The 22,575-nt window shown below is 62.8% G+C and carries 20 protein-coding genes; 5 read left to right on the top strand and 15 right to left on the bottom strand.

The features are described from left to right. Nucleotides 1–39: 39 nt before the first annotated feature. Together ACZ9HU_RS01795 and tsaD are read right to left on the bottom strand one after the other, a co-directional pair. The gene (locus ACZ9HU_RS01795; RefSeq protein WP_476101608.1) at nt 40–1,089 is read right to left on the bottom strand and encodes an NAD(P)H-dependent glycerol-3-phosphate dehydrogenase; all 1,050 of its coding nucleotides are present in this window, start codon (nt 1,087–1,089) and stop codon (nt 40–42) included. Continuing rightward, nucleotides 1,086–2,120 carry a tRNA (adenosine(37)-N6)-threonylcarbamoyltransferase complex transferase subunit TsaD gene (gene tsaD, locus ACZ9HU_RS01790; protein ID WP_476101606.1) on the bottom strand — a complete coding sequence of 345 codons (1,035 nt, stop codon included), beginning with the start codon at nt 2,118–2,120 and terminating at the stop codon, nt 1,086–1,088. Before tsaD ends, ACZ9HU_RS01795 begins: the two co-directional genes overlap by 4 nt. 102 nt (nt 2,121–2,222) lie before the next feature. On the opposite strand from tsaD, the gene hemC reads away from it, so the two are divergent. Genes hemC through ACZ9HU_RS01775 form a run of 3 tightly spaced genes read left to right on the top strand, consistent with a single transcriptional unit; the run spans nt 2,223 to nt 4,836 of the window. Next, the gene (hemC, locus tag ACZ9HU_RS01785) at nt 2,223–3,176 is read left to right on the top strand and encodes a hydroxymethylbilane synthase (protein WP_476101604.1); all 954 of its coding nucleotides are present in this window, start codon (nt 2,223–2,225) and stop codon (nt 3,174–3,176) included. Further along, nucleotides 3,173–3,916 (top strand): uroporphyrinogen-III synthase, encoded by a 744-nt coding sequence (locus tag ACZ9HU_RS01780; protein WP_476101602.1) that lies wholly within the window; start codon nt 3,173–3,175, stop codon nt 3,914–3,916. Before hemC ends, ACZ9HU_RS01780 begins: the two co-directional genes overlap by 4 nt. Then, nucleotides 3,916–4,836: a hypothetical protein gene (locus ACZ9HU_RS01775; RefSeq protein ID WP_476101600.1), complete on the top strand. Its 921-nt coding sequence runs from the start codon at nt 3,916–3,918 to the stop codon at nt 4,834–4,836. Before ACZ9HU_RS01780 ends, ACZ9HU_RS01775 begins: the two co-directional genes overlap by 1 nt. A gap of 12 nt (nt 4,837–4,848) precedes the next feature. Here ACZ9HU_RS01775 and ACZ9HU_RS01770 read toward each other — a convergent pair whose 3' ends face one another. Then, the gene (locus tag ACZ9HU_RS01770; protein WP_476101598.1) at nt 4,849–6,102 is read right to left on the bottom strand and encodes a UbiH/UbiF/VisC/COQ6 family ubiquinone biosynthesis hydroxylase; all 1,254 of its coding nucleotides are present in this window, start codon (nt 6,100–6,102) and stop codon (nt 4,849–4,851) included. Between the two features lie 25 nt (nt 6,103–6,127). Beyond that, nucleotides 6,128–7,849, bottom strand: coding sequence for an alkaline phosphatase family protein (locus ACZ9HU_RS01765; RefSeq protein ID WP_476101596.1), 1,722 nt, complete (start codon nt 7,847–7,849; stop codon nt 6,128–6,130). Between the two features lie 131 nt (nt 7,850–7,980). Between ACZ9HU_RS01765 and ACZ9HU_RS01760 the strand changes: the two genes are divergently transcribed. Continuing rightward, nucleotides 7,981–10,083, top strand: a complete 2,103-nt coding sequence (locus tag ACZ9HU_RS01760; RefSeq protein ID WP_476101594.1) for a protein-disulfide reductase DsbD family protein — start codon at nt 7,981–7,983, stop codon at nt 10,081–10,083. 420 nt (nt 10,084–10,503) lie between these two features. Here the strand turns inward: ACZ9HU_RS01760 and hemN are convergent, their stop codons facing one another. From hemN to ccoN, 10 genes are all read right to left on the bottom strand, one after another. Then, a complete protein-coding gene (gene hemN / locus ACZ9HU_RS01755) occupies nt 10,504–11,817 on the bottom strand; it encodes an oxygen-independent coproporphyrinogen III oxidase (protein WP_476101592.1) in 1,314 nt (437 codons plus the stop codon). Nucleotides 11,818–11,879: 62 nt separating this feature from the next. Further along, nucleotides 11,880–12,137 (bottom strand): hypothetical protein, encoded by a 258-nt coding sequence (locus tag ACZ9HU_RS01750; RefSeq protein ID WP_476101590.1) that lies wholly within the window; start codon nt 12,135–12,137, stop codon nt 11,880–11,882. Beyond that, a complete protein-coding gene (ccoS, locus tag ACZ9HU_RS01745) occupies nt 12,134–12,307 on the bottom strand; it encodes a cbb3-type cytochrome oxidase assembly protein CcoS (RefSeq protein WP_476101588.1) in 174 nt (57 codons plus the stop codon). The genes ACZ9HU_RS01750 and ccoS overlap by 4 nt, the downstream gene beginning before the upstream one ends. Continuing rightward, on the bottom strand, nt 12,304–14,439 hold the full coding sequence (locus ACZ9HU_RS01740) for a heavy metal translocating P-type ATPase (RefSeq protein WP_476101586.1): 2,136 nt from the start codon (nt 14,437–14,439) through the stop codon (nt 12,304–12,306). Before ACZ9HU_RS01740 ends, ccoS begins: the two co-directional genes overlap by 4 nt. A gap of 14 nt (nt 14,440–14,453) precedes the next feature. After that, nucleotides 14,454–14,966 (bottom strand): FixH family protein, encoded by a 513-nt coding sequence (locus ACZ9HU_RS01735; RefSeq protein ID WP_476101582.1) that lies wholly within the window; start codon nt 14,964–14,966, stop codon nt 14,454–14,456. Nucleotides 14,967–14,985: 19 nt separating this feature from the next. Further along, nucleotides 14,986–16,437 (bottom strand): cytochrome c oxidase accessory protein CcoG, encoded by a 1,452-nt coding sequence (gene ccoG / locus ACZ9HU_RS01730; protein WP_476101580.1) that lies wholly within the window; start codon nt 16,435–16,437, stop codon nt 14,986–14,988. A 2-nt stretch (nt 16,438–16,439) separates the two neighbouring features. Next, nucleotides 16,440–17,393 (bottom strand): cytochrome-c oxidase, cbb3-type subunit III, encoded by a 954-nt coding sequence (gene ccoP / locus ACZ9HU_RS01725; RefSeq protein WP_476101578.1) that lies wholly within the window; start codon nt 17,391–17,393, stop codon nt 16,440–16,442. After that, nucleotides 17,380–17,556: a cbb3-type cytochrome c oxidase subunit 3 gene (locus ACZ9HU_RS01720; RefSeq protein WP_476101576.1), complete on the bottom strand. Its 177-nt coding sequence runs from the start codon at nt 17,554–17,556 to the stop codon at nt 17,380–17,382. Before ACZ9HU_RS01720 ends, ccoP begins: the two co-directional genes overlap by 14 nt. Then, nucleotides 17,553–18,314 carry a cytochrome-c oxidase, cbb3-type subunit II gene (gene ccoO, locus ACZ9HU_RS01715; RefSeq protein ID WP_476101574.1) on the bottom strand — a complete coding sequence of 254 codons (762 nt, stop codon included), beginning with the start codon at nt 18,312–18,314 and terminating at the stop codon, nt 17,553–17,555. Before ccoO ends, ACZ9HU_RS01720 begins: the two co-directional genes overlap by 4 nt. A 12-nt stretch (nt 18,315–18,326) precedes the next feature. Next, the gene (ccoN, locus tag ACZ9HU_RS01710; RefSeq protein ID WP_476101572.1) at nt 18,327–19,985 is read right to left on the bottom strand and encodes a cytochrome-c oxidase, cbb3-type subunit I; all 1,659 of its coding nucleotides are present in this window, start codon (nt 19,983–19,985) and stop codon (nt 18,327–18,329) included. Between the two features lie 488 nt (nt 19,986–20,473). Between ccoN and ACZ9HU_RS01705 the strand changes: the two genes are divergently transcribed. Continuing rightward, on the top strand, nt 20,474–21,175 hold the full coding sequence (locus tag ACZ9HU_RS01705) for an OmpW/AlkL family protein (RefSeq protein WP_476101570.1): 702 nt from the start codon (nt 20,474–20,476) through the stop codon (nt 21,173–21,175). 188 nt (nt 21,176–21,363) lie between these two features. Here ACZ9HU_RS01705 and ACZ9HU_RS01700 read toward each other — a convergent pair whose 3' ends face one another. Next, entirely contained in the window at nt 21,364–22,062 is a 699-nt protein-coding gene (locus tag ACZ9HU_RS01700) for a Crp/Fnr family transcriptional regulator (protein WP_476101567.1), read from the bottom strand. Nucleotides 22,063–22,575 lie beyond the last annotated feature (513 nt).

Raw genomic sequence — 22,575 nt, 5'->3', positions numbered from 1 at the left:
GGGGCGCCGCATCGGTCAGGGGAAGGGCAGTAGGTTGATTCAAGCCAAGCTCCCGTGCATCGGGGCTTCATCCCCCGGCTCGGATCGATCGCCCAGTTCGGCCTTTAACGGCCTTGCCAGCAAATCGGACACGACCGCTCCTGCTGGCGCTTCCCCACAAAGCAACCGGCACACGGCATCGACGATCGGCATGGCGATCCCGGCCTTGTGGGCCAAATCCGCCAGAACCGGGGCTGTATGCGCGCCCTCCGCAACACTGGTTTTCCCCCAAAGCGCCTCATCGGCGCTCTGTCCCTGGCCCAATGCCTTGCCAAGAGAATAGTTGCGACTGGCCGTGCTGGCGCAAGTCAAAATAAGATCGCCAAGCCCACACAGGCCCGACAGCGTTTCGGCCCGCGCGCCGCGCGCCACGCCAAAGCGCAGCATTTCGGCATAGCCGCGCGCGATCAGCGCCGCGCGCGCATTCTCGCCCAGCCCCAGACCTTCGACCACACCGCAAGCAATCGCCAACACGTTCTTCACCGCCCCGCCGATTTCGGCGCCCACCACATCGGGCGAATAATACGGACGGAAAGCTGCACGGGCGATGACTGGCGACAGGCGCTGCCACTGTTCCTCGCCGCCCGAACAGGCCAGCGTGATCGCGGTGGGCAGGCCAAGGGCCACTTCGCGGGCAAAGGTCGGGCCGGACAGGACGGCGATGCGGGCCGAAGGCTGGACCACCTTGGCGACATCGGCCATCAACCGGCCGGTGCCCGCCTCGATACCCTTGGAACACAGCACCAGATCGCGCGGCGCATCGGGCAGGGCCGAGAGGACCGCGCCCATGAATTGCGCCGGACAAACCACCAGAATGGTTTCCAAACCCGCCAGTTCGCCCATGTCGCGTGTCGCACGAACCGCAGGCGCGATGGTCACGCCGGGCAAATAGGTGGCATTGGTGCGGCGCTGGTTGATTTCATCGACCAAGGCGCCTTCACGCGCCCACAGCGTCACGGGCGTACCATCGCTGGCCACCATTTGCGCAAGGGCCGTGCCCCAGGCCCCGGCGCCGATGACACCGACGCCTTTGGTCTTCCCCTCGCTCACGCCTTCACCCCGGCCCCGCGCGCGGGCGCTGCATCAGGGTCCAGCGGCCAGCGCGGCCTTGCGGCGAAATCGAGAGCGTCTTGCTCTCCGCGGGCGAAACGTTCCACGCCCGCCCAAGCGATCATCGCGGCATTGTCGGTACAAAGCTTCATCGGCGGCGCGACAAAACGCAGCCCCGCCCCCGCCGCCAAACCTTCGAGCGCGGCGCGCACGGATTTATTGGCCGCCACGCCGCCCGCCACGACCAGCGCCGTCACATCGCCCGCCGCCGCCATCGCGCGGCGCGTGCGGTCCACCACGCAATCGAGCGCGGCCTGCTGGAAACTGGCGGCCAGATCGGCTTTGGAATATTGCCCGGTTTCATAGGCGCGCAAAACCGCGCTTTTCAGACCCGCGAACGAGAAATGCGGCTCTGGCCCGCCCACCAGCGGACGCGGCAAGGGCACGGCGCGAGGATTACCCTCCAGCGCCAGCCTTTCCACCGCCGGACCGCCCGGATAGCCAAGCCCCAGAACCTTGGCAGTCTTGTCAAAAGCCTCGCCCAGAGCATCGTCGATCGTGGTGGCAAGGCGGGTGTAATCGCCCACGCCATTGACCCGCAGCAATTGGCAATGCCCCCCGCTGACCAGCAAAAGCAGATAGGGATAGGCAAGGTCAGCATCGGCCAGACGCGGCGAAAGCGCGTGCCCTTCAAGGTGGTTGATCGCCAGCAAAGGTTTGCCCGAAGCCATGGCCAACGCCTTGGCCGTGACCAGACCGACCATCACCCCGCCGATCAGCCCCGGCCCCGCCGTCGCCGCAATCGCATCAACATCGTTCAGGCCCAAACCGGCATCGGCCAGCGTCGCCTCGACCATCGGAGCCAGCCTTTCGGCATGCGCACGCGCCGCGATTTCGGGCACCACGCCGCCATAGGGGCGATGCTCTTCATCCTGACTGGCGATACGCTGGGCCAGAATCTCCCGGCCGTCGGTGACAAGCGCCACCGCGGTTTCATCACAGGATGATTCGATACCCAAAATAATTTTCAAGGGCTTGGCCACCCGTCCTCATGCAACTACGCCGTTCGCGCCTGACAGTTTCGCGCGTTCTGCGCTTCCCCTTAACGAGATTGCAGTTTAGCACAACCCACCATGCCTGAATCACACGAAACCGATATTCGCACTTTGCGCCTTGGCACCCGTGCCTCCCCTCTTGCCATGGCGCAGGCGCATGAGGCCCGCGTCCGGCTTTGCGCCGCCCATGGCTGGGGCGAAGACATGGTCGAAATCGTCCCCGTCACGGCCAGCGGCGACAAGATCCTCGACCGCCCGCTGGCCGATATTGGCGGAAAAGCCTTGTGGACCAAGGAGCTGGATTTCTGGTTGCACGAAGGGGTGATCGACTTTGCGGTCCACAGCCTGAAGGATGTGGAAACGATCCGCCCCGAATGGCTGACCATTGCCGCCATCCTGCCGCGAGAAGATGTGCGCGATTGCCTTGTCGGGGCAGACAGCATCATGGCCCTGCCCCAAGGGGCAAGACTGGGCACCAGCGCGCCGCGCCGTGCGGCGCAGGCGCTCAACCTGCGCCCCGATCTGAACATCGTGCCATTTCGCGGCAATGTCGCCACGCGCCTTGGCAAACTGGCCGCCGGAGAGGCTGATGCCACGCTGCTGGCCATGGCGGGTTTGAACCGGCTGGATCAGGCCGGTGCCGGCACCCCGCTGGAGGCGGAAGATTGGCTGCCCGCGCCGGGACAAGGGGCGATTGCCATCGAATGCCGCAGTGATGATGCCGCCACCCGCGCCTTGCTGGGCGCGATCAATGATGAGGACAGCCGGATCGCCGTTCTGGCCGAACGCGCCTTGCTCTATTCGCTGGGCGGCAATTGCCATTCGGCCATTGCCGTGCGCACCGTTCAGGAAAACGGCAGCTGGCAATTGATAGCAACGCTCTTCAGCCCCGATGGCGCGGATCGCGTCGATGGACAAACCGCTTTTGCCCCGCTCGACCATGAACCCATCGCCGGTTTGGCGGCACAACTCTTGTCACAGGCGCCTGATAGCGTCGCCATGCATTTTTCCGGAGCGCCCTCCTCCCTATGAATCCCCCCATTGTCATCCTGCGCCCCGAACCGGGGGCCGGCGCCACGTTGAAAGCGGCGCTGGCCTTGGGGCTGGATGCTTATGCCTTCCCCCTGTTTGAAACCCAGCCAAGGACGTGGGACGCCCCCGCGCCCGATACTTTTGACGCGCTGCTGCTGGGCAGCGCCAATGTCATGCGCCATGGTGGCCCGGATCTGGCGCTGTATACAGGCAAGCCTGCCTATTGCGTCGGGGAAACCACCGCGGCGCTGGCCGTTGAACATGGGTTTACGTTGGCCGCGATGGGGACAGGCGGGCTTGAGGATGTGATGGGCCGGATCGCGCCGGAACATAACCGCCTGTTGCGCCTGTCGGGTGAGGAACGGGTGGACCTCTCGCCGCCGCCCGGTGTGACGGTTGAAGACCGCGTGACCTATGCCAGCGTGCCCGGCCCCATGCCGGTGGAATTGGCGCGCCTGCTTTATGTTGCGGCTTTGCCCCGGTTTATCGTGCTGCTGCATTCGGGCGCGGCGGCCCGACATTTCATACAGGAGTGCGCGAGATTGGGTCTTTCCCGCGCCCGGATCACCGCCATCACCATCGGTCCGCGCGTCACCGAAATCTGTCACAATGCGGATGGTTGGCATAGTATTCACACCGCAAAGACACCCGGCGACGCGGCCATGCTGGCTTTGGCCGCGCAAACGTGCAAAACTAGCAATCGTCTGGGTTGCGGTTTGGATGGGGGTCTGGCCGAATAATGAACGAAGAATTTCCCAATCAGCCCCGCGCGCCGCGCCGGTCGGGCTGCGTCGGACCGATCTTCGCTTTTGCGACGGTCTTTGCGCTGGGCGCGGGCGTTGCCGGTTTTGCCAGCTGGCAATTGGGCTGGCTGCGCCATGGCGCGATGCCGATGATGTCCGCCAATGGCCCCACGCTCAGCCCCATGGGCGAAGCGCAGATCAATGCGCGGATCGCCGAACTCGACAGGAAATTGGGCGCGATTGAAACGCAGGCCGCGCTGGCCGGTGGTCAGGCGGGCCGGGCCGAAGCGCTGCTGGTGTCCATCGCCACGCGCCGGGCCATCGAACGCGGAACCCCGCTGGGCTATCTGGAGGGGCAATTGCGCACCCGCTTTGGCGAGGCTTTGCCGCAGGTGGTCAATTCGGTGATCGCCTTTGGCCGCGCGCCCATCACGCAGGATCGCCTCTCGGCGCAGCTTGACGTTCTGGCTCCGCAATTGACCGGGCCGGATGAAACGCAAAGTACTTGGTCCAAGGTGCGCCGCGACCTGTCGGGCCTGTTCATTTTGCACAGTGAAACACGCCCCGCCGCGCCCGATCCCAAATTGCGGCTTGACCATGCGCGCCTTTGCCTGCGCGAAGGGCGGATCGAGGATGCGATTGCCGACGTGCGTCTGTTGCCCGGCGCCAAGGCGGCGCAAGGCTGGATCAATGATGCACAGCGTTATGCCGCCGCGATGCATGCGCTCGATGCGCTGGACACATCGGCCCTGCTCGAACCCAAGGGGCTGCGCGATGGTCAGGGGCGGTTGATCGAACAGGCCAGCCCGCTGGCGGGCCCGGCACAGGTTCCGCCGAAGGCCGAGGCATCGCAAGCGGCAGAACCTGCGCCGCCAGCGACACAGCAGACCACACCGCCTGCGGCCAAGGCCCCTTAACGCAGCAAAGCTTTAACGCAGCAAACTGGGCAACTGGCCCGAAAGGCCGCGCGCCTCGTTCATGAAAAAGGTCTTGATGCTGGGCATGCGCTGGACCGCGCCCATGCCAAGGCGGCGGACCGCGCTGGCCGTTTTGCCCGGCACGCCGAACAGGCGGACGATGCCGTCCATCACGCTCATCGTCGTGAAATTGTCCAGCGCGCGCCAGTTTTCATAGCGCTTCAACACCTGCGCATCACCGGGCTCCAGCCCAAGGCGCATGCTTTCGGCCAGCACCTCGACCAGCGCCCCCACATCGCGCAGGCCAAGGTTCAGCCCTTGTCCGGCAATCGGGTGCATGCCATGCGCCGCATCACCCACCAGCGCCAGACGGTCGCCGACAATGCGCGTCGCATTCTGGAACGTCAGCGGATAGGCCAGACGGCGCGAAATCAGTTCGATCCCGCCGAACATGCCCTGCATCCGCTTTTCGATTTCAGCCACAAAGGTCGCGTCGGACAGGGCCTTGACCCCGGCCGCATCCTTGGTCGGCACGGTCCAGACCAAAGCGCTGCGATGGACGCGGCCCGATGCGGTCGGTTCCTTCAGATCGAGCAAAGGCAACAGCGCAAAAGGCCCCGCGGAATAGAAGATTTCCCACGCAACATTATCATGCGGCTTGTCATGGGCCAGCGCGGTGACGATGGCGGTGTGGTGGTAATCCCACGCAACAAGGCCGATCCCATCCTCTTCGCGGGTCGGACTGCGACGTCCTTCGGCCCCGATCAGCAGGTTGCCCGGCAACACGCGCCCATCCGACAAGGTGGCCGACACGCCATGAGGGCCACGCTCACGCGAAACCACATCGGCGCGTGTGTGCCACGAAATATTGGGTTCATTCCGCGCCGCCTCGAACAGGGCAAGGCGGATGTCGCGATTGGAATACATCCGGCCCAGCGTGCCCTCGGTGGCCTTGGGGCGGAAATCGATGCGGCCCGGTTTGTGCTGATCGGTGACGGCAATCGCGTCAATCGGGCAACCCAGCGGCGCCAGCGCATCGGCAAGGCCGATATTGGTGAACAGGTTCCAGCTGGCCGCGCTGATCGCCGAGGCGCGACCATCGACGCCTTCGGCGGTCAGGTCGGCGGGGTCTTCACGTTCGACCACATGGGACGTGATCCCCTGCTTGGCGGCGGCCAATGCCAGCGTCATGCCGACAAGACCGCCCCCCAGAATAACCAGATCTTTGGACGGCAAAACGGATGCGGAGTCGGGATGGTTGTTCATGCCATCCCGCTACGCCTGTTATGCCTTAGCGGCAAGTGTCCGCAGGGCCACCGTCAACATCAAGGCAACGCCCGTCAAACGTTCCTTCGGGCACTTTGAGCCCAATCAGCGCGGCCAGCGTGGGGGCAATATCCACCGTTTCGACCGGCTGGGGCTGCTCCATGCCCTTCATCCCCTTGCGCCAGAAAATCATCGGCACGCGGCGGTCATAGTCCCAGATGCTGCCATGGGTGGTGACATAGCCGGGGCCGGCCTTGGGCATGGCGATGATCGCGCGATGCAACGCGGCATAGACCTGACCCGAACGGGTGGGGTCAAACGAGGCGCGCATACGCTGGATCAGGCTCCAGTCCTGCGGATGGCCATGGGGATAGGGAGTCGCGGCGATTTCATCGGCGGTATAGACCGCCTCAACCTGGGGATGGGCCTTCAATTTGGCCACCAGCTTTTCGCTGACCTTGGCGCGCTCTTCCGGGGTCAATTGCGGGCTGATCCAATAATCACCGCCAACGCCGTCGCTGCACACCACATTGCCCGGCACGTCGGGGCCGGGATTGCACGAGGGCAGCGGCTTTGTGATCCCCAGTTCGGCGGCGATGGCGCGACCCAGCGTTTCACCGTTCAGGGCAATATCACCACGACCGGCCTCGGGCACACCCTGTTCACGCAGACGTTCGGGCAGGTCGATGCCGCCATGGTCGGCCGACAGCACCACCGCATAATCCACGCCCGACGCGTCCAGCTTGGCAAAGAAAGCGCCCAGCTTTTGGTCCAGCTCATGCTGCTGGATGCACATTTCCAGACCCTCAGTGCCATAGGCGTGGCCGACATAGTCATTGGCCGACAGGCTGACCGAGAGGATATCGGGCGCCGTGCCCTTGCCCAGTTTCATCGAGGCCAGCAGCGATGCCGCCAGATCCAGCGTGGCCGCATCCGCACGCGGCGAAACGCGCAATTGGTCAGCGGGCTTTACCTTGCTCTTGGGGTCCAGCACGAAGCGGCCGGTGCCCACCGTCACCGTCCCGGCCTGTACCGCACGGTCGCGCGCATTGCACCATGTCGGCACCGCCATCGCGGGCGCGCCCTTGGCCAGCAAAGCCTTGAGGCCGTCGTTGAGCTTTAACACTTCGGGCGGCAAAGCCGCGCCGACAAAGCTGGTATAAGCGCCGCGATCATACCAAAAAGCCGCGTCGATCTGATGCCCGCCCATCATCACCACGGCGCGATCCTTGGTGGACACGGCGACATTGCGGCTGTTGGGCCACTGTTTCTTGGCCCATTCGCCCAGCGTCGGCACCTTGAGATGCACCGAAGAAACGAAAGGCTTGGAAGTCGAGCTTTCCGGCTTGCTCTCATCCTCGACACAATAAATCTTCTTTTCCGCGCGGCCCGCCGACAGATCGACCCAGGTGTTCGCAATGATGCCGGTGCGCGCCGGATGCACGCCCGTCATCAGCGTGGAATGGCCCGGACATGTTTCGGTGGCGGCATGGCTCTGGAACCCGGCGGGGAACACCGCGCCTTTCAGCAAACGGGCAAGACCGCCGGTATAATGTTCGCGATATTCGGCAAACAGGTCGGCGCTGAACTGGTCAATCGAAATGGCCACGATCAACTTGGGCGCGGGCAAAGCCGCATCGGCGGCAGCGGCAGCGGGCGCCTCCTTGGCCATGGCGGGCGCAGCCCCCAGCGAGAGCGCCAGCGCGGCAAGACAGGTCTTATAAGAAATGGCAATGGATCGGGCCACGGGGCTTTCCTTGCAAAATGTTTGGATCGGCGGCAGGGATGAGTGATGGCGCGTAGGAAAAAGTTTCGCAAGTGCGAGACATGCCTTTGCCACAAGCCAGCGTGTCCTGCCCCCGACGGAGAAGACGATTGATGATTGCCCCAGCCTTGCACCGCCATGTTGCGCCTTTATGGCAAGGTCTGCTGATATTCCTGATGATTTTGGGCGTCGCCGGTCATGCGCGGGCGTCCGATGCGCCGGGGGTGAACCATATTTCGGCGCAATTGCTGGCCGAACATGGGGTTGCGCCGGGCGGGACGGTCACGCTGGCGATCCATTTCACGCCCGAAAAGACCTATCACGGCTATTGGCAGAACCCCGGCGATGCGGGACTTGGCACGGTTTTGACATGGACCGGCCCCGGAAAGGCGGGCACGCCACGCTATCCGGTGCCAGAAACATTGTTGATTTCCGGGCTGATGAACCATGTCTATCAATCCGACTTTGCGCTGCTGGTGCCCTATACGGTTCCGGCCGATGCCAAGGCGGGCAGCGAGATTCCATTGAAGCTCAAGGCCGACTGGCTGGCCTGTACCGATACGATGTGCGTGCCCGAATCGGGCGAAATGGGCGCCGTCATCAAGGTGACACAGCCCGGCGGCGAGGGCGCATCCGATCCGCGCTTTGATGCATGGCGCGCGAAATTGCCCGCTCCGCTGGGCGCGGCGGCGCATTGGGCCTTGGCGAGCGACAATCTGCGCATCGCCATCCCCTTTCCGGCCAGCGGCAAGGTGGAAAACCCGCATTTCTTTGCCGCGACCGAAAATGCCGTGGCCTATGCGGCACCGCAAAGCTTTTCGCGCAAGGGCGACATGTTGATCGTCACGATCAAGCGCGCAGGACAAGGCGCGTTGAAGGAATTGTCGGGCGTATTGCGCCTGAACGGCGCGGGCGACGGGGTTGAAGTGGTGGCCAGCGAAGGCGTCGTCCCCGCCGATGGCGACCCCATCGCCACGAGTGATGAAAAAGCGCCCGAATTGCCCGCCCTGCCATGGCTTATTCTGGCGGCGCTGGCGGGCGGGCTGCTGCTCAACATCATGCCCTGCGTGTTCCCGATCCTCTCGCTCAAGGCGCTGTCGCTGGCCCGCGCGGGCGAATCCGAGGCCGAGGCCCGCGCCGAAGGCATCTTCTATTCCGCAGGCGTGATTGTGGCCTGCACCATCCTTGGCGCGCTGCTGCTGTTCCTGCGCGCAGCGGGGCAGCAGGTGGGCTGGGCATTCCAGCTTCAGGAACCGGGCGTGGTGGCAGCCTTGCTGATGCTGGCCGTCGCGATCACGGCCAATCTGCTGGGTCTGTTTGAATTCACCGTGCCCGGTTTCGCCACCGGCGGCGCGGGCATGTCAAAGGGCAATTCGGCACGCTCGGCCTTTGCCACGGGGCTTTTGGCGGCATTTGTCGCCACACCTTGCACCGGGCCGTTCATGGCCAGCGCGATGGGCGCGGCGCTGCTGCTGCCCATTCCGGCGGCGATGCTGCTGTTTGTGTCGCTGGGCCTTGGCATTGCGTTGCCGTTTCTTGCGATTGCCTTTGTGCCGGCGCTGCGTCGCGCCTTGCCGCGTCCGGGCGCGTGGATGAACTGGTTCCGCCGCGCGATGGCGGTGCCGATGGGCCTGACGGCGCTGGGCCTGTTGTGGTTGGCCTCGCGGCTTGGCGGCAATGGCTTTGCGGGCTTCTGCCTTGTGCTGGCGATTGTCCTGCTGGCGGTGCTCTACATGCTGGGCGATGGCCAGCGTAAGGGACTGGGTCGTGGCGGCAAGGCGCTGGGCATGATCGCGCTGGGCGCGATTGCCGCCGCCATCATCATGCCGCGCACCATCCAGCACCCCGGCGATGAAGGCGCCGACATGCTGGGCGCGCAGGCGTTTAGCGAAGCGGCCCTTGGCGCGGCGCTGGGCAGCGGCCAACCCGTCTTCGTCTATTTCACCGCCGACTGGTGCCTGACCTGCAAGGTCAATGAACGCGTCGCCATCGAACGCCCCGAAACCCGCGACGCCTTTGCCAAGGCTGGCGTCAAAGTGTTCAAGGGCGACTGGACCCGCCGCGATCCGGCCATCACGCGATACCTGACCGCGCATGGCGCGGCGGGTGTCCCGCTCTACGCCTGGTACGCCAAGGGCGCCAAACAACCCAGCCAGTTGCCCCAGGTCCTTGGCCCGGAAACGCTGGCCAGTCTGGCAAATGGCGGAAAATCATAAGACTGGGCAGTTTGACCAAAGCAGTTTGACCATGATCAAGGTGGGGCGCGGCGCATTGCGCTAATCAGAGTTCAAGACCGGCGGAGTTTATTGCAAATCCTGCGGACTTGAACTTTCTCCCCACCTCTGGGCGGTATCCATTATGGACACCGCCCATTTTTTTGTTTGGAGTTCAGGTAGGGGCGCCTCCGGCGGGCCAAGGGACTCGTCCCTTGGCAATCCCATTTTGGGGTGGCGGATAGATGGCGAGGTTGCTTGTTGCGCAATGGTTTTAAAGCCTGCGGCGCGGCTAAGGATGACCTCTCCGCACCGCAGCCTTTAAACTTCAATCACACTGTCGAATGACACAAGGCCATTATCGGGATTGCAAAGGGACGATTCCCTTTGCCCCCCGGAGGCATCTTAAAATCCCCCAAGTATTCAAACCGCAGAAGAAAACTTCTTGGCCGAATCCACGCGATAGGGATCGAACAGCGCGGCAATCGTGCGCGCATAGGGCAACCCACCGGGCAGGATTTCCAACCGCCCGGAATCGAGTTGCGCCAACCCGCGCTCGATGAAGGGGGCAAGCCCCCCGCGCAACATCATGGCCAATTCGCCGCCAATGTCGGCCACGCCTTGGCACAACAGCGCCTCGATAATCGCGCCGCGCTTTTGGTCGTCGGCGCTGCGGTAAATCCCCCCCACACCCGTCAGGCGATCTTGCGAAAGGAGCATGCGATAGCGGCCTGCATTCTTCTCGTTTTGAATAATTCGGTCGGGGAAACACGATATGGCCGACGCGCCAAGGCCCACCAGCACCGGCGCAGTATCCTCGGTAAAGCCCTGAAAATTGCGATGGAGGCGCCCGGCCACCGTCGCCTGCGCAATAGCATCTCCGGGCAGAGCGAAATGGTCGAAGCCCACCGGCTGATACCCGGCGTTGACCAGATAATCATGCCCGCGCGCGGCCATCATGAAACGCGCATCCTGTCCGGGCAGGTTATGCGCATCGATCCGCCGCTGGCGCGGCAGCATATGCGGCACATGGGCATAGCCGAACAGCGCGATCCGGTCCGCGCCAAGGTCACAGGCCCGCTCAAGGCTTTGTTCGACCATATTCCAATCCTGACCCGGCAGGCCGTACATCAGGTCGTAATTGAGCGAGTTGATCCCCGCATCGCGCAACATCGTGGTGGCGCGTTCGATCATCTCGCCCGGCTGGATGCGCCCAATCGCGGCCTGCAACGTGGGCGCGAATGTCTGCACCCCAAGGCTGGCCCGCGTGATGCCGACAAAGCGCAGCACATCACCCCAATCCTGCGTCAACGTGCGCGGGTCGAGTTCAATCGACCACACCGGATTGTCCAGGCTGAAATGCACCGTGATCGCATCGACCAGCCGCACGAAATCGGTCGGGCTGATGGCATTGGGGCTGCCCCCGCCAAAGGCGATGCGTTTGACCTTGATCCGCCCGTCCAGACGCGGCCCGACCAGCGCGATTTCCCGCGTCAGCGCGTCCAGATAGGAAGCCAGCCTCTGCCTCTTGCCCGAAGCCCCGGTGTTGCATCCGCAATACCAGCAGATCTGCTCGCAATAGGGTATGTGGATGTAAAGCGACACATCCCCCACCGTCGCGCGCAGGGCTTCGTCCAGCGCATCCGCCCCGATATCGGGCGTGAATTCCGCGGCGGTCGGATAGCTGGTATAACGCGGCACAGGCCGTTCCAGCAGTTCGGGATGATAAGGCCACATGCGGATCGTAATGCCTGCGCCGTGGGCCTGATTCTTTGCGCGTGATCAAGCGTGGAAAAAGTTTAGCAGCACTTTTTCCCGCTGCGCTTGCGCTCTCCGCCATGGCATCCCTTGACGCAGCAGCCCGGCACTTCCTTGCCCGGAATATCCTGTGGACCCAGCGGCACCGAAACCTTGCGCGAGATGCCATCGCCGGTGCAAATCGGCGCCAGCAGCACATTGCCCGGCGCATTGCCCATCGGCCCGCGCGCGCTGGCGGGCGAGATGTTGAACACCGCCGGCATCATGGCCAACAGGGCAAAGAGGGTGATCTGTTTCATCCCCGATCCACCAATTTTTCCGCGGGCAATTCCTCATCATCGATCAGAATGCGCGCCGCCGCCCCGTCCAGATCCTCGAACTGTCCATTGCGCAGCGACCAGAAGAAGGCGGCCAAACCCGTCAGCCCCAACAGCAGCGCCACCGGGATCAGGAAAGCCAAGCCCGTCATGCCTTCGGCTCCCGTACAGGCATGGCAAGACGCAAAGAATTGCCGATCACGATCAGCGAGCTGGTCGACATGGCCACCGCCGCGATCAGGGGCGTGACAATACCCGCCATGGCCAGCGGCACTGCCAGCACATTGTATCCGATCGCCAGCACAAAATTCTGCTTTACCACGCGCATCGTCGCGCGCGACACCGCCATGGCGCGCGGAATGGCCAGCAGCGAATCCGACAGAAACACAAAGTCCGCCGCCTGACGCCCGACATCGCTGGCCGTGCCCGGTGCAATCGAGGCATGCGCGGCCGCCAGAGCGGGGCCATCGTTCAGCCCATCGCCCGCCATCAGCACATGATGCCCTGCGCCCTGCAAACGCTGGATCGCCTCCAGCTTGTCGGCGGGGCTGGCATGGCCCTGTGCGGTCATATGGGTGGCGCGGGCGACCTCGGCCACCGCCTCCATCGCATCGCCCGACAGGATCGAGGGTTCAACGCCCATCGCCCGCATCCAACCCAACGCCGCATCGGTTTCCGGACGCAAACGGTCGGCAAACATGATCAGACGCAGCGGACGCCCTTCGATGTCGAGCACGCTGGCCATGCCACCGGCGGCATTATCGGGGCGGCGCAGGGCAACATGGCGCCCCTGCCACATGGCGCGCACGCCATGGCCCGGCACTTCCTCCACCTGGGTCAATTCGGCGGCCAGTACGCCCATCCGGCCCAATGCTTCGACCAAGGCACGGCTGAGCGGATGGCGCGAATGGCTGGCCAGCGCCATGGCAACCTGCGCCTTGTCGGCGGGCAGCGCGGCCAAGGCCTGCGGATCGGGCGTCGGGCGGCCCAGCGTCAACGTGCCGGTCTTGTCCAAAAGGGCACGGTCGATGCGGGCCATACGCTCCATCGCGCTGCCATCCTTGACCATGATGCCCCGCCGCATCAGCGCGCCTGCGGCCACCACCTGCGCCACCGGCACGGCCAGACCCAGCGCGCAGGGGCAGGTGATGATCAGCACCGCAATGGCGATCTTCAGGCTTTCATAGGCACCCGCCCCGGCCACCATCCACCCGACAAAGGTCAGCGCCGCCAGCGTATGCACGGCGGGCGCATAAAGGCGGCTGGCGCGGTCGGCGATGCGGACATAGGCGCTGCGATGTTGCCCTGCGGCCTCCATCGTGCGCGCGATTTCGGCCAGCGTCGTGTCCGATCCCGCCGCCGTCACGCGCACATCGACCGGCGCGTCCATATTCAGCATGCCGGCATGGACCGCCTCACCCGCCACAGCAGGCACAGGCGCGCTTTCCCCGGTCAGCAGGCTGCGGTCGAAACGGCTGTTGCCCGAAACGATCTCGCCATCGGCGGCAAGCCTTTCGCCCGAGGCCACGCGCATCACCATACCCGGCAACAGATCGCGTGCAGATACCCAATCCACCGCACCCTTGGCCACCACCATCGCGCCGGGCGCCGCCTGACGCAGCAAGGCATCCACCCCCGCCCGCGCCCGGTCGCGCATCATCGCGTCCAGCACGCGGCCCGCCAGCAGGAAGAGCAACAGCATCAGCGTGCCGTCAAACCACGCCTCCTGCCCATGGGTCAGCGTTTCATACAGGCTGAGCGCCGTGGCGAGGATCACGCCAATCGAAATCGGCACATCCATATTGGTGCGCCCATGTTTAAGCGCACCCCATGCCGAGGCAAAAAACACCCGCCCCGCATAAAGGATCGCGGGAATGCCAATTCCGGCAGATAACAAATGGAACAGATCCCGTGTCGAACCTTCGGCCCCGGACCAGATGCTGACCGAGAGCAGCATGACATTCATGCAGGCAAAACCGGCCACCGCCAGCGGGGCCAGCAAGGGCTTGACCGCGGACGGCGGCGGCGCCAGTTCCTCAACCCGAGGCTGGCTGGGGAAACCGATAGCGGAAAGAGCGCCCACCAGATCGGGCACGCCCAGCCCCGCGTCATGCGCCACATTGACCTGTCGCGCCGTCAGATTGACCCGCGCCGATTGCACCCCCGGCAAAGCGCCCAGCGCCCGCTCGACCTTGCCCATGCAACTGGCGCAATGCATGCCGGGCACGACAAGCGTCGTGGTTTCACGGGCTTCGGTCTGGGTCTGGGGGGCGGCGCTGGCCATGATCGGCGTCCTTGTCAGAGCATCTGTTGCAGGCGAACGGCGTGATGGCCGCTGGCATCATCGCCATCGAGTTTCAAACGCAAGCGCCAGCGCCCTTCGGGCAGCGGATCGATCGAGATCCAGCGCCCATCGCCCATGTTGCGGAACGAAACGGTGCGATCCGCCACCTGTCCCAGCGGGTGCCATGCCTCACCGCTCAACACCGCATGTTCGGGGCGAGCGTCACCGATCAGGCTCACCGCCACGCGCCCGTCGGTCTGACGGATCACGCTGGTCTGCCAGCCTACCGCCTTTTCCCTGGCCGCTTCATCCAGCCATTTGTTGTAATGCTGGCTGGCGACATAAGAGTTTTCCACGACCACGCCGCTGAAACTGCGGCTGGCCAAGGTGGCCATGAAGACGTTGACGGCGATCACGATGCCGAAAAAAGCGACCAGGATCACGGTCATATGCCATCCGGTAAAACGAAAGGCGCGGCGGGCAACAGGAGCAGGCGTAGCAGGAGCAGGCGTAGCATGAGCAGACATGGGCGGGGGACTCCTTGGTCTATTCGGCGCCGGGGGCGTCAAAGCGGGTGTCATAGCTGACCTGACCGCCATCCTGATCGAGCGCGCGCAGAGTAAAGCTGAGCTTGCCCTCTGGCGTTCCGGCAGGCGCCGTCACATAGATCCTTAGCGGAGCCGTGCTGTCGGCGGGAATGATCCTGGTCAAATCGCGCGCGGCCATTTCCTTGGACATGTCCTCGCTCCACATTTTTGCGCCCGCCGGTCCGTCCAGCACCAACTGCATCTTGCGCGGGCGGGCCTCCATGTTCTTCCAGCGCACCGCATAGGCGTTGCGGATGTCGCCGCTGGAAAGGATCATATAGGGCGGATTGCGGTCCTTGCTGACCGCGATGGAAAGGTGCTGACGCGTACCAAGGGCAAAGAGCAAAGCCGCGCCAATGGCCGACCAGATGCCGAGGTAAATCAGCGTGCGCGCATGCCAGATCAGCTTCCAATGCGGGGTGGCGGGTTGGCCGTTGATTTCGCGCGCTGCGTCCTCCAGCGTGACATAGTCGATCAGACCGCGAGGGCGGCCGGTCTTTTCCATCACCCCGTCGCAGGCATCGATGCACAAAGCGCAGGTGATGCAGCCGATCTGCGGCCCTTCGCGAATGTCGATGCCGGTCGGGCATACCGCCGCGCAAAGCCCGCAATCGACGCAATCGCCCAAAGGCTTGCCATCGGCGGCCTTCTTGCCACGCGGTTCGCCGCGCCAGTCCTTATAGGTCACCAGCAGCGATTTTTCATCCAGCATCGCCGACTGGATACGCGGCCAGGGGCACATATAGATGCACACCTGTTCGCGCATGAAACCGCCGAACCACATGGTCGTCACCGTCAGGACAAAGACGGTCGAATAGGCGATAGAGGGCGCCTGAAGCGTGACAAATTCGTGCGCCAGCGTCGGCGCATCGGCGAAATAGAAGATCCATGCGCCGCCCGTCGAAATCGAAATGAGCAGGTAGATGCTCCATTTCACCAACCGCCGCGTGATCTTGGCCGGACCCCATGGCGCCTTGGCCAGCTTCATCTGCGCATTGCGGTCGCCGTCGATCAGGCGGTCGACATGCTGAAAAAGGTCGGTCCACACCGTTTGCGGACAGGCATAACCGCACCATGCGCGCCCCACCGCCGATGTGACCAGAAACAGGCCGATCCCGGCCATGATGAGCAGGCCTGCGACGAAGTAGAACTCCTGCGGCCAGATTTCGATGGCGAACATGTAAAAGCGACGGTGCGCAAGGTCGATCAGCACCGCCTGATCCGGCGAATAAGGCCCACGGTGCCATCGCAGCCACGGGGTGATGTAATAAACGGCCAGACAGAATGTCATCACCGCCCATTTCAAACGCCGGAAACGGCCGTCTACCGCACGAGGGTAGACGGCCACAGTTTCCGCATGGAGCCGCTTGGGAGGCTGTTTGGTCAGCCCTTTGGGGTCCATGTGGGTCATTCTTATTGTCCTGTACTTGCAGCAACTTCGGGGGCTGCTGGCGCTGCAAAGGCTTCACCGCCGCCAAGGCTGTGAACATAGGCGGCCAGCATCTTGATCGTGGCCGGGCTGAGACGGTTGCCCCATGCAGGCATCACGCCGGCGTGGGCATTGGTCACGGTTTCGGCAATCGCGGTGCGGCTGCCGCCATAGAGCCAGACCTTGTCGGTCAGGTTGGGCGCGCCGAACATGCGGTTGCCCTTGCCGTCCGGGTTGTGACAGGCCACGCAATTGGCCGCAAACAGGGCCGAGCCGCGCTGGGCCGAGGCATTGTTGGGCTCCTGACCCGAGATCATGCGGACATAGCTGGTCACGTCCTGCACATCGGCGGGTTTCAGGATACCGTCGCGGCCAAAGCTGGGCATCATGGAATTGCGGGTGGCGTCATCGCCGGGCTGGCGAATGCCATGTTCCAGCGTCGTCTGGATGTCGGTCAGCGTGCCGCCCCACAGCCAGTCGTCGTCGTTCAGGTTGGGATAGCCGATCGAACCGGCCGCCCCCGAACCATGGCAGGGAACGCAGTTCACCTTAAAGGCCGCCTTGCCGCCCGCAACCGCCTTGGCCAGCAGTTCCGGGTTCTTGGGCAGGTCTTCAATGGGCGTTGCGTCCAATGCCGCCAGAACCGGCGCACGCGCCGCCTTGGCCGCGTCCATTTCCGAGGCCAGTTCACCGCGGCTGGTCCAGCCGAAGGTGCCGTGGCTGCCTTCCTTGATGCCGGGGATGGCGGGATAGACCACGCAATAGCCGATGGCAAAAACGATGCACGCATAGAACGTATAGAGCCACCATGTGGGCAGCGGAGTATTCAGCTCCTCGATGCCGTCCCATTCATGGCCCATGGTTGCCGTGCCGGTCGGCTCGTCGATGCGCGGCCCTGTTGTTTGGGGGCCGGTTTCATTGTTTTCAGGCGCGGACATTGTCGTCCTCCTCGAAAATCATGGTGGCGGCCTCGTCGCTGTTCTTGCGCCCGCCGGGGCGAAAGGGCCATGCGCAAAGCACCACAAAGCTGATGGTCATGGCCAGCAGGCCCCAGCTGTCAGCGAACTGGCGCAGGGCTTGATAGGTTTCGGTCTGGTTCACCGCCCCTTCTCCTTGGCCAGTGCTTCCTGAGCCGCCGCGCTTTCGGTATCCACAAAGGTGCCCAGCACCTGAAGATAGGCGATCAACGCGTCCATTTCGGTCAGCTTCTTCGGGTTGCCGTCGAAATCGCGGGCCTGCGCCTTGGGATAGCGCTTGAGCAGATCCGCATTGTCGGCATCGGGATTGGCCTGATTGATCAGGTCGTCCTTGGCCTTTTCGATGTCGTCCTTGGTATAGGGCACGCCCGTGATGGCCAGCGACTTAACCTCGGCGGCGATATCGGGCTTTTTCAGCTCGTTCTGCGCCAGGAACGCATAGTTGGGCATGATCGATTCAGGCACAACGCTGCGCGGCGCCATCAGATGCTGGACATGCCATGCGTCCGAATATTTGCCGCCCACGCGGGCCAGATCGGGACCGGTGCGTTCGGACCCCCACTGGAACGGGTGGTCATACATGGATTCGGCGGCAAGGCTGTAGTGGCCATAGCGTTCGGTCTCGTCACGGAACGGACGGATCATCTGGCTGTGGCACAGATAGCAGCCTTCGCGGATATAGATGTCGCGTCCGGCCTGTTCGAGCGGGGTATAGGGGCGAACCCCCTTCACCTTCTCGATCGTGTTGTCGATCCAGAACAGCGGCGCGATTTCCACGATACCGCCCACCAGAACGACCAGCAGCGAGAGGACACCGAGCAACGTGATGTTCTTTTCAATGGCGCCGTGCCAATGGAACGGTTGCTTGTCTTGGGTAGCCATGATCGGTCCCCCTTATTCGGCAGGCTGAGCGACGAGTGGCACGTCGTTCGCCTTGTTCTGGTCGATGTTATACAGCGGCGCTTCGGCACGCAGCGGGCTGCCCGCGATGGTCTTCCACACGTTGATGACCATAAAGACCGCACCCGACAGATAAAGCACACCGCCAAGGCCGCGCAGCACATACATCGGATGAATGGCGGGCAGCACGTCGGCAAAGCTGTTGAGCAGATAGCCGTCGGCGCCATATTCACGCCACATCAGACCCTGCGTGATCCCGGCCACCCACATGGATGCGGCATAGAATACGATGCCGATCGTGGCGGTCCAGAAGTGCCAGTTGACCATGCGCAGCGAATACATCTGCGTGCGGTTCCACAGGCGCGGGGTCAGATAATAGATGGCGCCAAAGGTCACCATGCCGTTCCAGCCCAGCGCGCCCGAATGAACGTGGCCGATGGTCCAGTTGGTGTAGTGCGACAGCGAGTTGACGCTTTTCACCGACATCATCGGGCCTTCGAACGTGGACATGCCGTAAAAGGCAAGGCTCATCACGAACATGCGCAGGACCGGATCGGTACGCAGCTTGTCCCATGCGCCGTTCAGCGTCATCAGGCCGTTGATCATCCCGCCCCAGGACGGCATCCACAGCATCACAGAGAACACCATGCCCAGCGTCTGCGCCCAGTCGGGCAGCGCGGTATAGTGCAGGTGGTGGGGACCGGCCCAGATATAAAGGAAGATCAGCGCCCAGAAGTGGATGATCGAGAGGCGATAGGAATAGACCGGACGCTGGGCCTGTTTCGGCACGAAGTAATACATCATGCCAAGGAAGCCCGCGGTCAGGAAGAAGCCCACCGCATTATGGCCATACCACCATTGGACCAGCGCGCCCTGAACCCCCGCGAACCAGCTGATCGACTGGCTGCCCAGGAAGCTGACGGGAACGGCCAGATTGTTGACCAGATGCAGCATCGCCACGGTGATGATGAAGGAGAGATAGAACCAGTTGGCCACATAGATGTGTGGTTCCGACCGCTTGATGATCGTGCCGCCAAAGACGACCAGATAGGCCACCCACACCACCGTCAGCCACAGGTCGACATACCATTCCGGCTCGGCATATTCCTTGGCCTGCGTGACGCCCAGCAGGTATCCGGTGGCGGCCAGCACGATGAAAAGCTGATAACCCCAGAACACGAAACGGGCGAGGCCGGGGAAGGCCAGCCTCGCCCGGCAAGTGCGCTGCACGACGTAGAACGACGTGGCGATCAGCGCGTTGCCTCCAAAAGCGAAGATGACCGCAGAAGTATGCAGCGGGCGCATGCGGCCAAAATTGAACCAGGGCTCAAGGTTGATCTGCGGATAGGCCAGCTGAAAAGCGATGACGACGCCGACCAGAAAACCGGCAACGCCCCAGAACACCGTGGCGATCACGCCCCAGCGGATCACATCGTCGTCATATTTCGATGCGTCCCCGGTGGGGGCGGCCAGACCACGGCTCACCCGATTATAGTCGGGCGAACGAATGGCAAAGATCAGGCCGACAAGACATGCAACAGCCACCGTGGCCGCCTGAATGGCAAAGCCGGTGTCATGTGCCGCAACGCTGGCCATGATAGATAGAAGCAGAAGCACCAGCCAGATGCCTGCTCGCGAGACTAGGGTAACCATGAGCCTTCCCTCTCAGGTTTATGGAAGCCTCGCCTATGGGCGGGGCGGGGCGTGTTCACATTGATTCCCGTCAAAAGAGCGGGATCCGTGGGCGATCATTTTCATATTATCCTAAAACGGGAAATTTTTGAAGTCGGCCAACTAGTTAATTGGTCCAATTGTGCGTGTGCAGCACAGGCATTATCCGCCCTTCGGCATTTTGCGCGCGTTTTTCGGGCAAAAGGATGAGAAGCCGCGATTCGCAACCGCCATCACCCTGCGATCGCGACAGGCCCCATCATCAACGGCGCCGCAGCACAAATTCCGGCTTATTAATATGGGGCGCCATACGGGCGCAAATGCCCGTATTTCCGGGGCGAATTGCGCAGGATCAATTTTACCGTTGTCCGTGATCAATGCCGCCCATGCACAAATGACGCAAATGCCCCTTCAACGCCGCACAAGAACGGCTCGCACAGGGCGGGCTCGGCGGCGAAGGATGAGGGACTATGCGTAATTTCACCAAGGCTGCGGCCACCCTGACCGCTCTTGCCGCCGCCACCATGCTGGCCGGCGCCGCCCATGCCCAAGGCAATGCGGATGGCAAGATCCAGTTCAAGGTGCTGGCGACCGCCGTGCTGCCCGATGGCGGGGTGAAGCAGGTCAAGACCGACGTGCTCGGCCTCGTACCAACCGCCGTTGGCAACACCGTGGCCAGCGACAATGTGACACCGACCGTAGCGATCGAATATTTCTTTACGCCCAACATCTCGGTGGAAACCATTGCTGGCGTGACCGCGCACCATGTGTCGGCCTCGGCGGGCGCGCTCAAGGGCACGGATCTGATCAGCAAGATCCATATCATTCCCGCCACGCTGACCGCCAAATTCCACATGCCGCTGGGCCATGGCATCAAGCCCTATGTCGGCGCAGGTCCGGCCCTGTACATCGTGGTTGCCGATGAACCCAGCGCCGCGCTCAAGGCCGCCCTGCCCGCCGTCACGCGCACCAAATTGACCAGCGAATTCGGCGTGGCGCTTCAGGCGGGCGTCGATATCGCTCTGGGCAAGGGTTACGGCCTGACGTTTGACGCCAAGAAGTACTGGGTCGGCACCGACGCCACCGTTTATGCCGGTTCGACCAAGGCGCTGGTCACGCGCAACAAGCTCGACCCCTGGGTGCTGAGCGCGGGCGTGTCCTACCGCTTCTAAGGAAAGCAGCCTGATGGCTGGCCTGATGGCTGGCCTGATGGCTGGAACGTATGTTGTGGTCCCTGCGCCGGGTCTTTTGGCTCTGATCCGGCGCAACAACAGGCGGTCCAGTCAGGCGGCCCGACGGGTGGAATGTGGGAAGGCATGTTTCACCCGTCATACCGCAAAGGCAAGACGGGCAGATCGAATCAGCCCGCTTCGGCGGACAGGCCAAAACGATCGGTAATCACCACTTCACGACGCGAGGGCAGATCGATCATCCCCTCATTGCGCAAGCGCGTGAACTGACGGCTGACGGTTTCGATGGTCAGGCCCAGAACGTCGGCAATCTGTTGACGGCTGAAGGGCAGGACAAAGCGATTGGCCTTGCCTTCATCGCCCGGCTGACAGGTTTCGGGCGCCAGACGCTCCGACAATTCGAGCAGGAAGCTCGCCACCTTCTCACTGGCCGACTTACGGCCCAGCAGCAGCATCCAGCGACGCGTGCGGTCCAGCTCGGTCAGCGTGCGTTGCAGCAGCTTATGCTCCAGCCCCGGATGGGCCCGCGCGAAATTGTCAAAATCGCCACGCGAAAACACGCAAACCCGCGCATCGGTCAAGGCCGTCACGCCATGGTTGGTCGTGCCGCCGAACGGACGCCCGATGAAATCGCTGGGATAAACCACGCCCACGATCTGTTCGCGCCCATCCTCGGTCCCGGTCGAAAGCTTGAGCACGCCCTCGATCACATTGGCGACAAGAACCGAATCCTCGCCCTCCCAAATCAGGGATTCGCCCGCCACAAGACTGCGCCGACGCCCAAGCCCGTTGAGCGAGGCGATTTCATCCTGATCCAGGGCCGAACAAATCGCCCGGTTGCGGACAACACATTGATCGCATGAAGACATGTATGTCTATCTAACAGCCTTACCCCCTTCCGGCAATGCTGCACTTTGGTGGAGTAGGGGCGGGGGTTGGTTTTATTGATTTTATAAATTGAGCGGTTTTGCCTCCGGCGGGCAAAGGGACTGGTCCCTTTGCAATCCCGGTAATGTCGGCGTTGTAGCAGAAGGGCGTTGACATGGTTTGGGGGCGAAATTTTGATAAATAATAAGCCGCTTCGCGGGAATGGTGTGTCCCCTACACGATACGAATACCGTCGTCACCCATTCGGCAACGAGCGCCCAAATTGCGAACAACAATAAAATATGTCAGCCAAACGTATGACGAAATCAATCCTGGGGCTCATCCTCATTTTTATAATGAGACTACCTAACGTGGCAAACGCGAGAGATTGGAACCCTGAACTTCACGCAATCGCGATCAAATGTCAGATTCCCAGTAAAAATCTGAGATGGATCAACAACAACGTACAATGTCTGAAGCCAGAAACTTTAACCTATGATCAGGTCACATGTGTT

The organism is Novosphingobium sp. Sphag1I (assembly GCF_056279125.1).
This window is presented reverse-complemented; position numbering and strand designations above follow the sequence as displayed.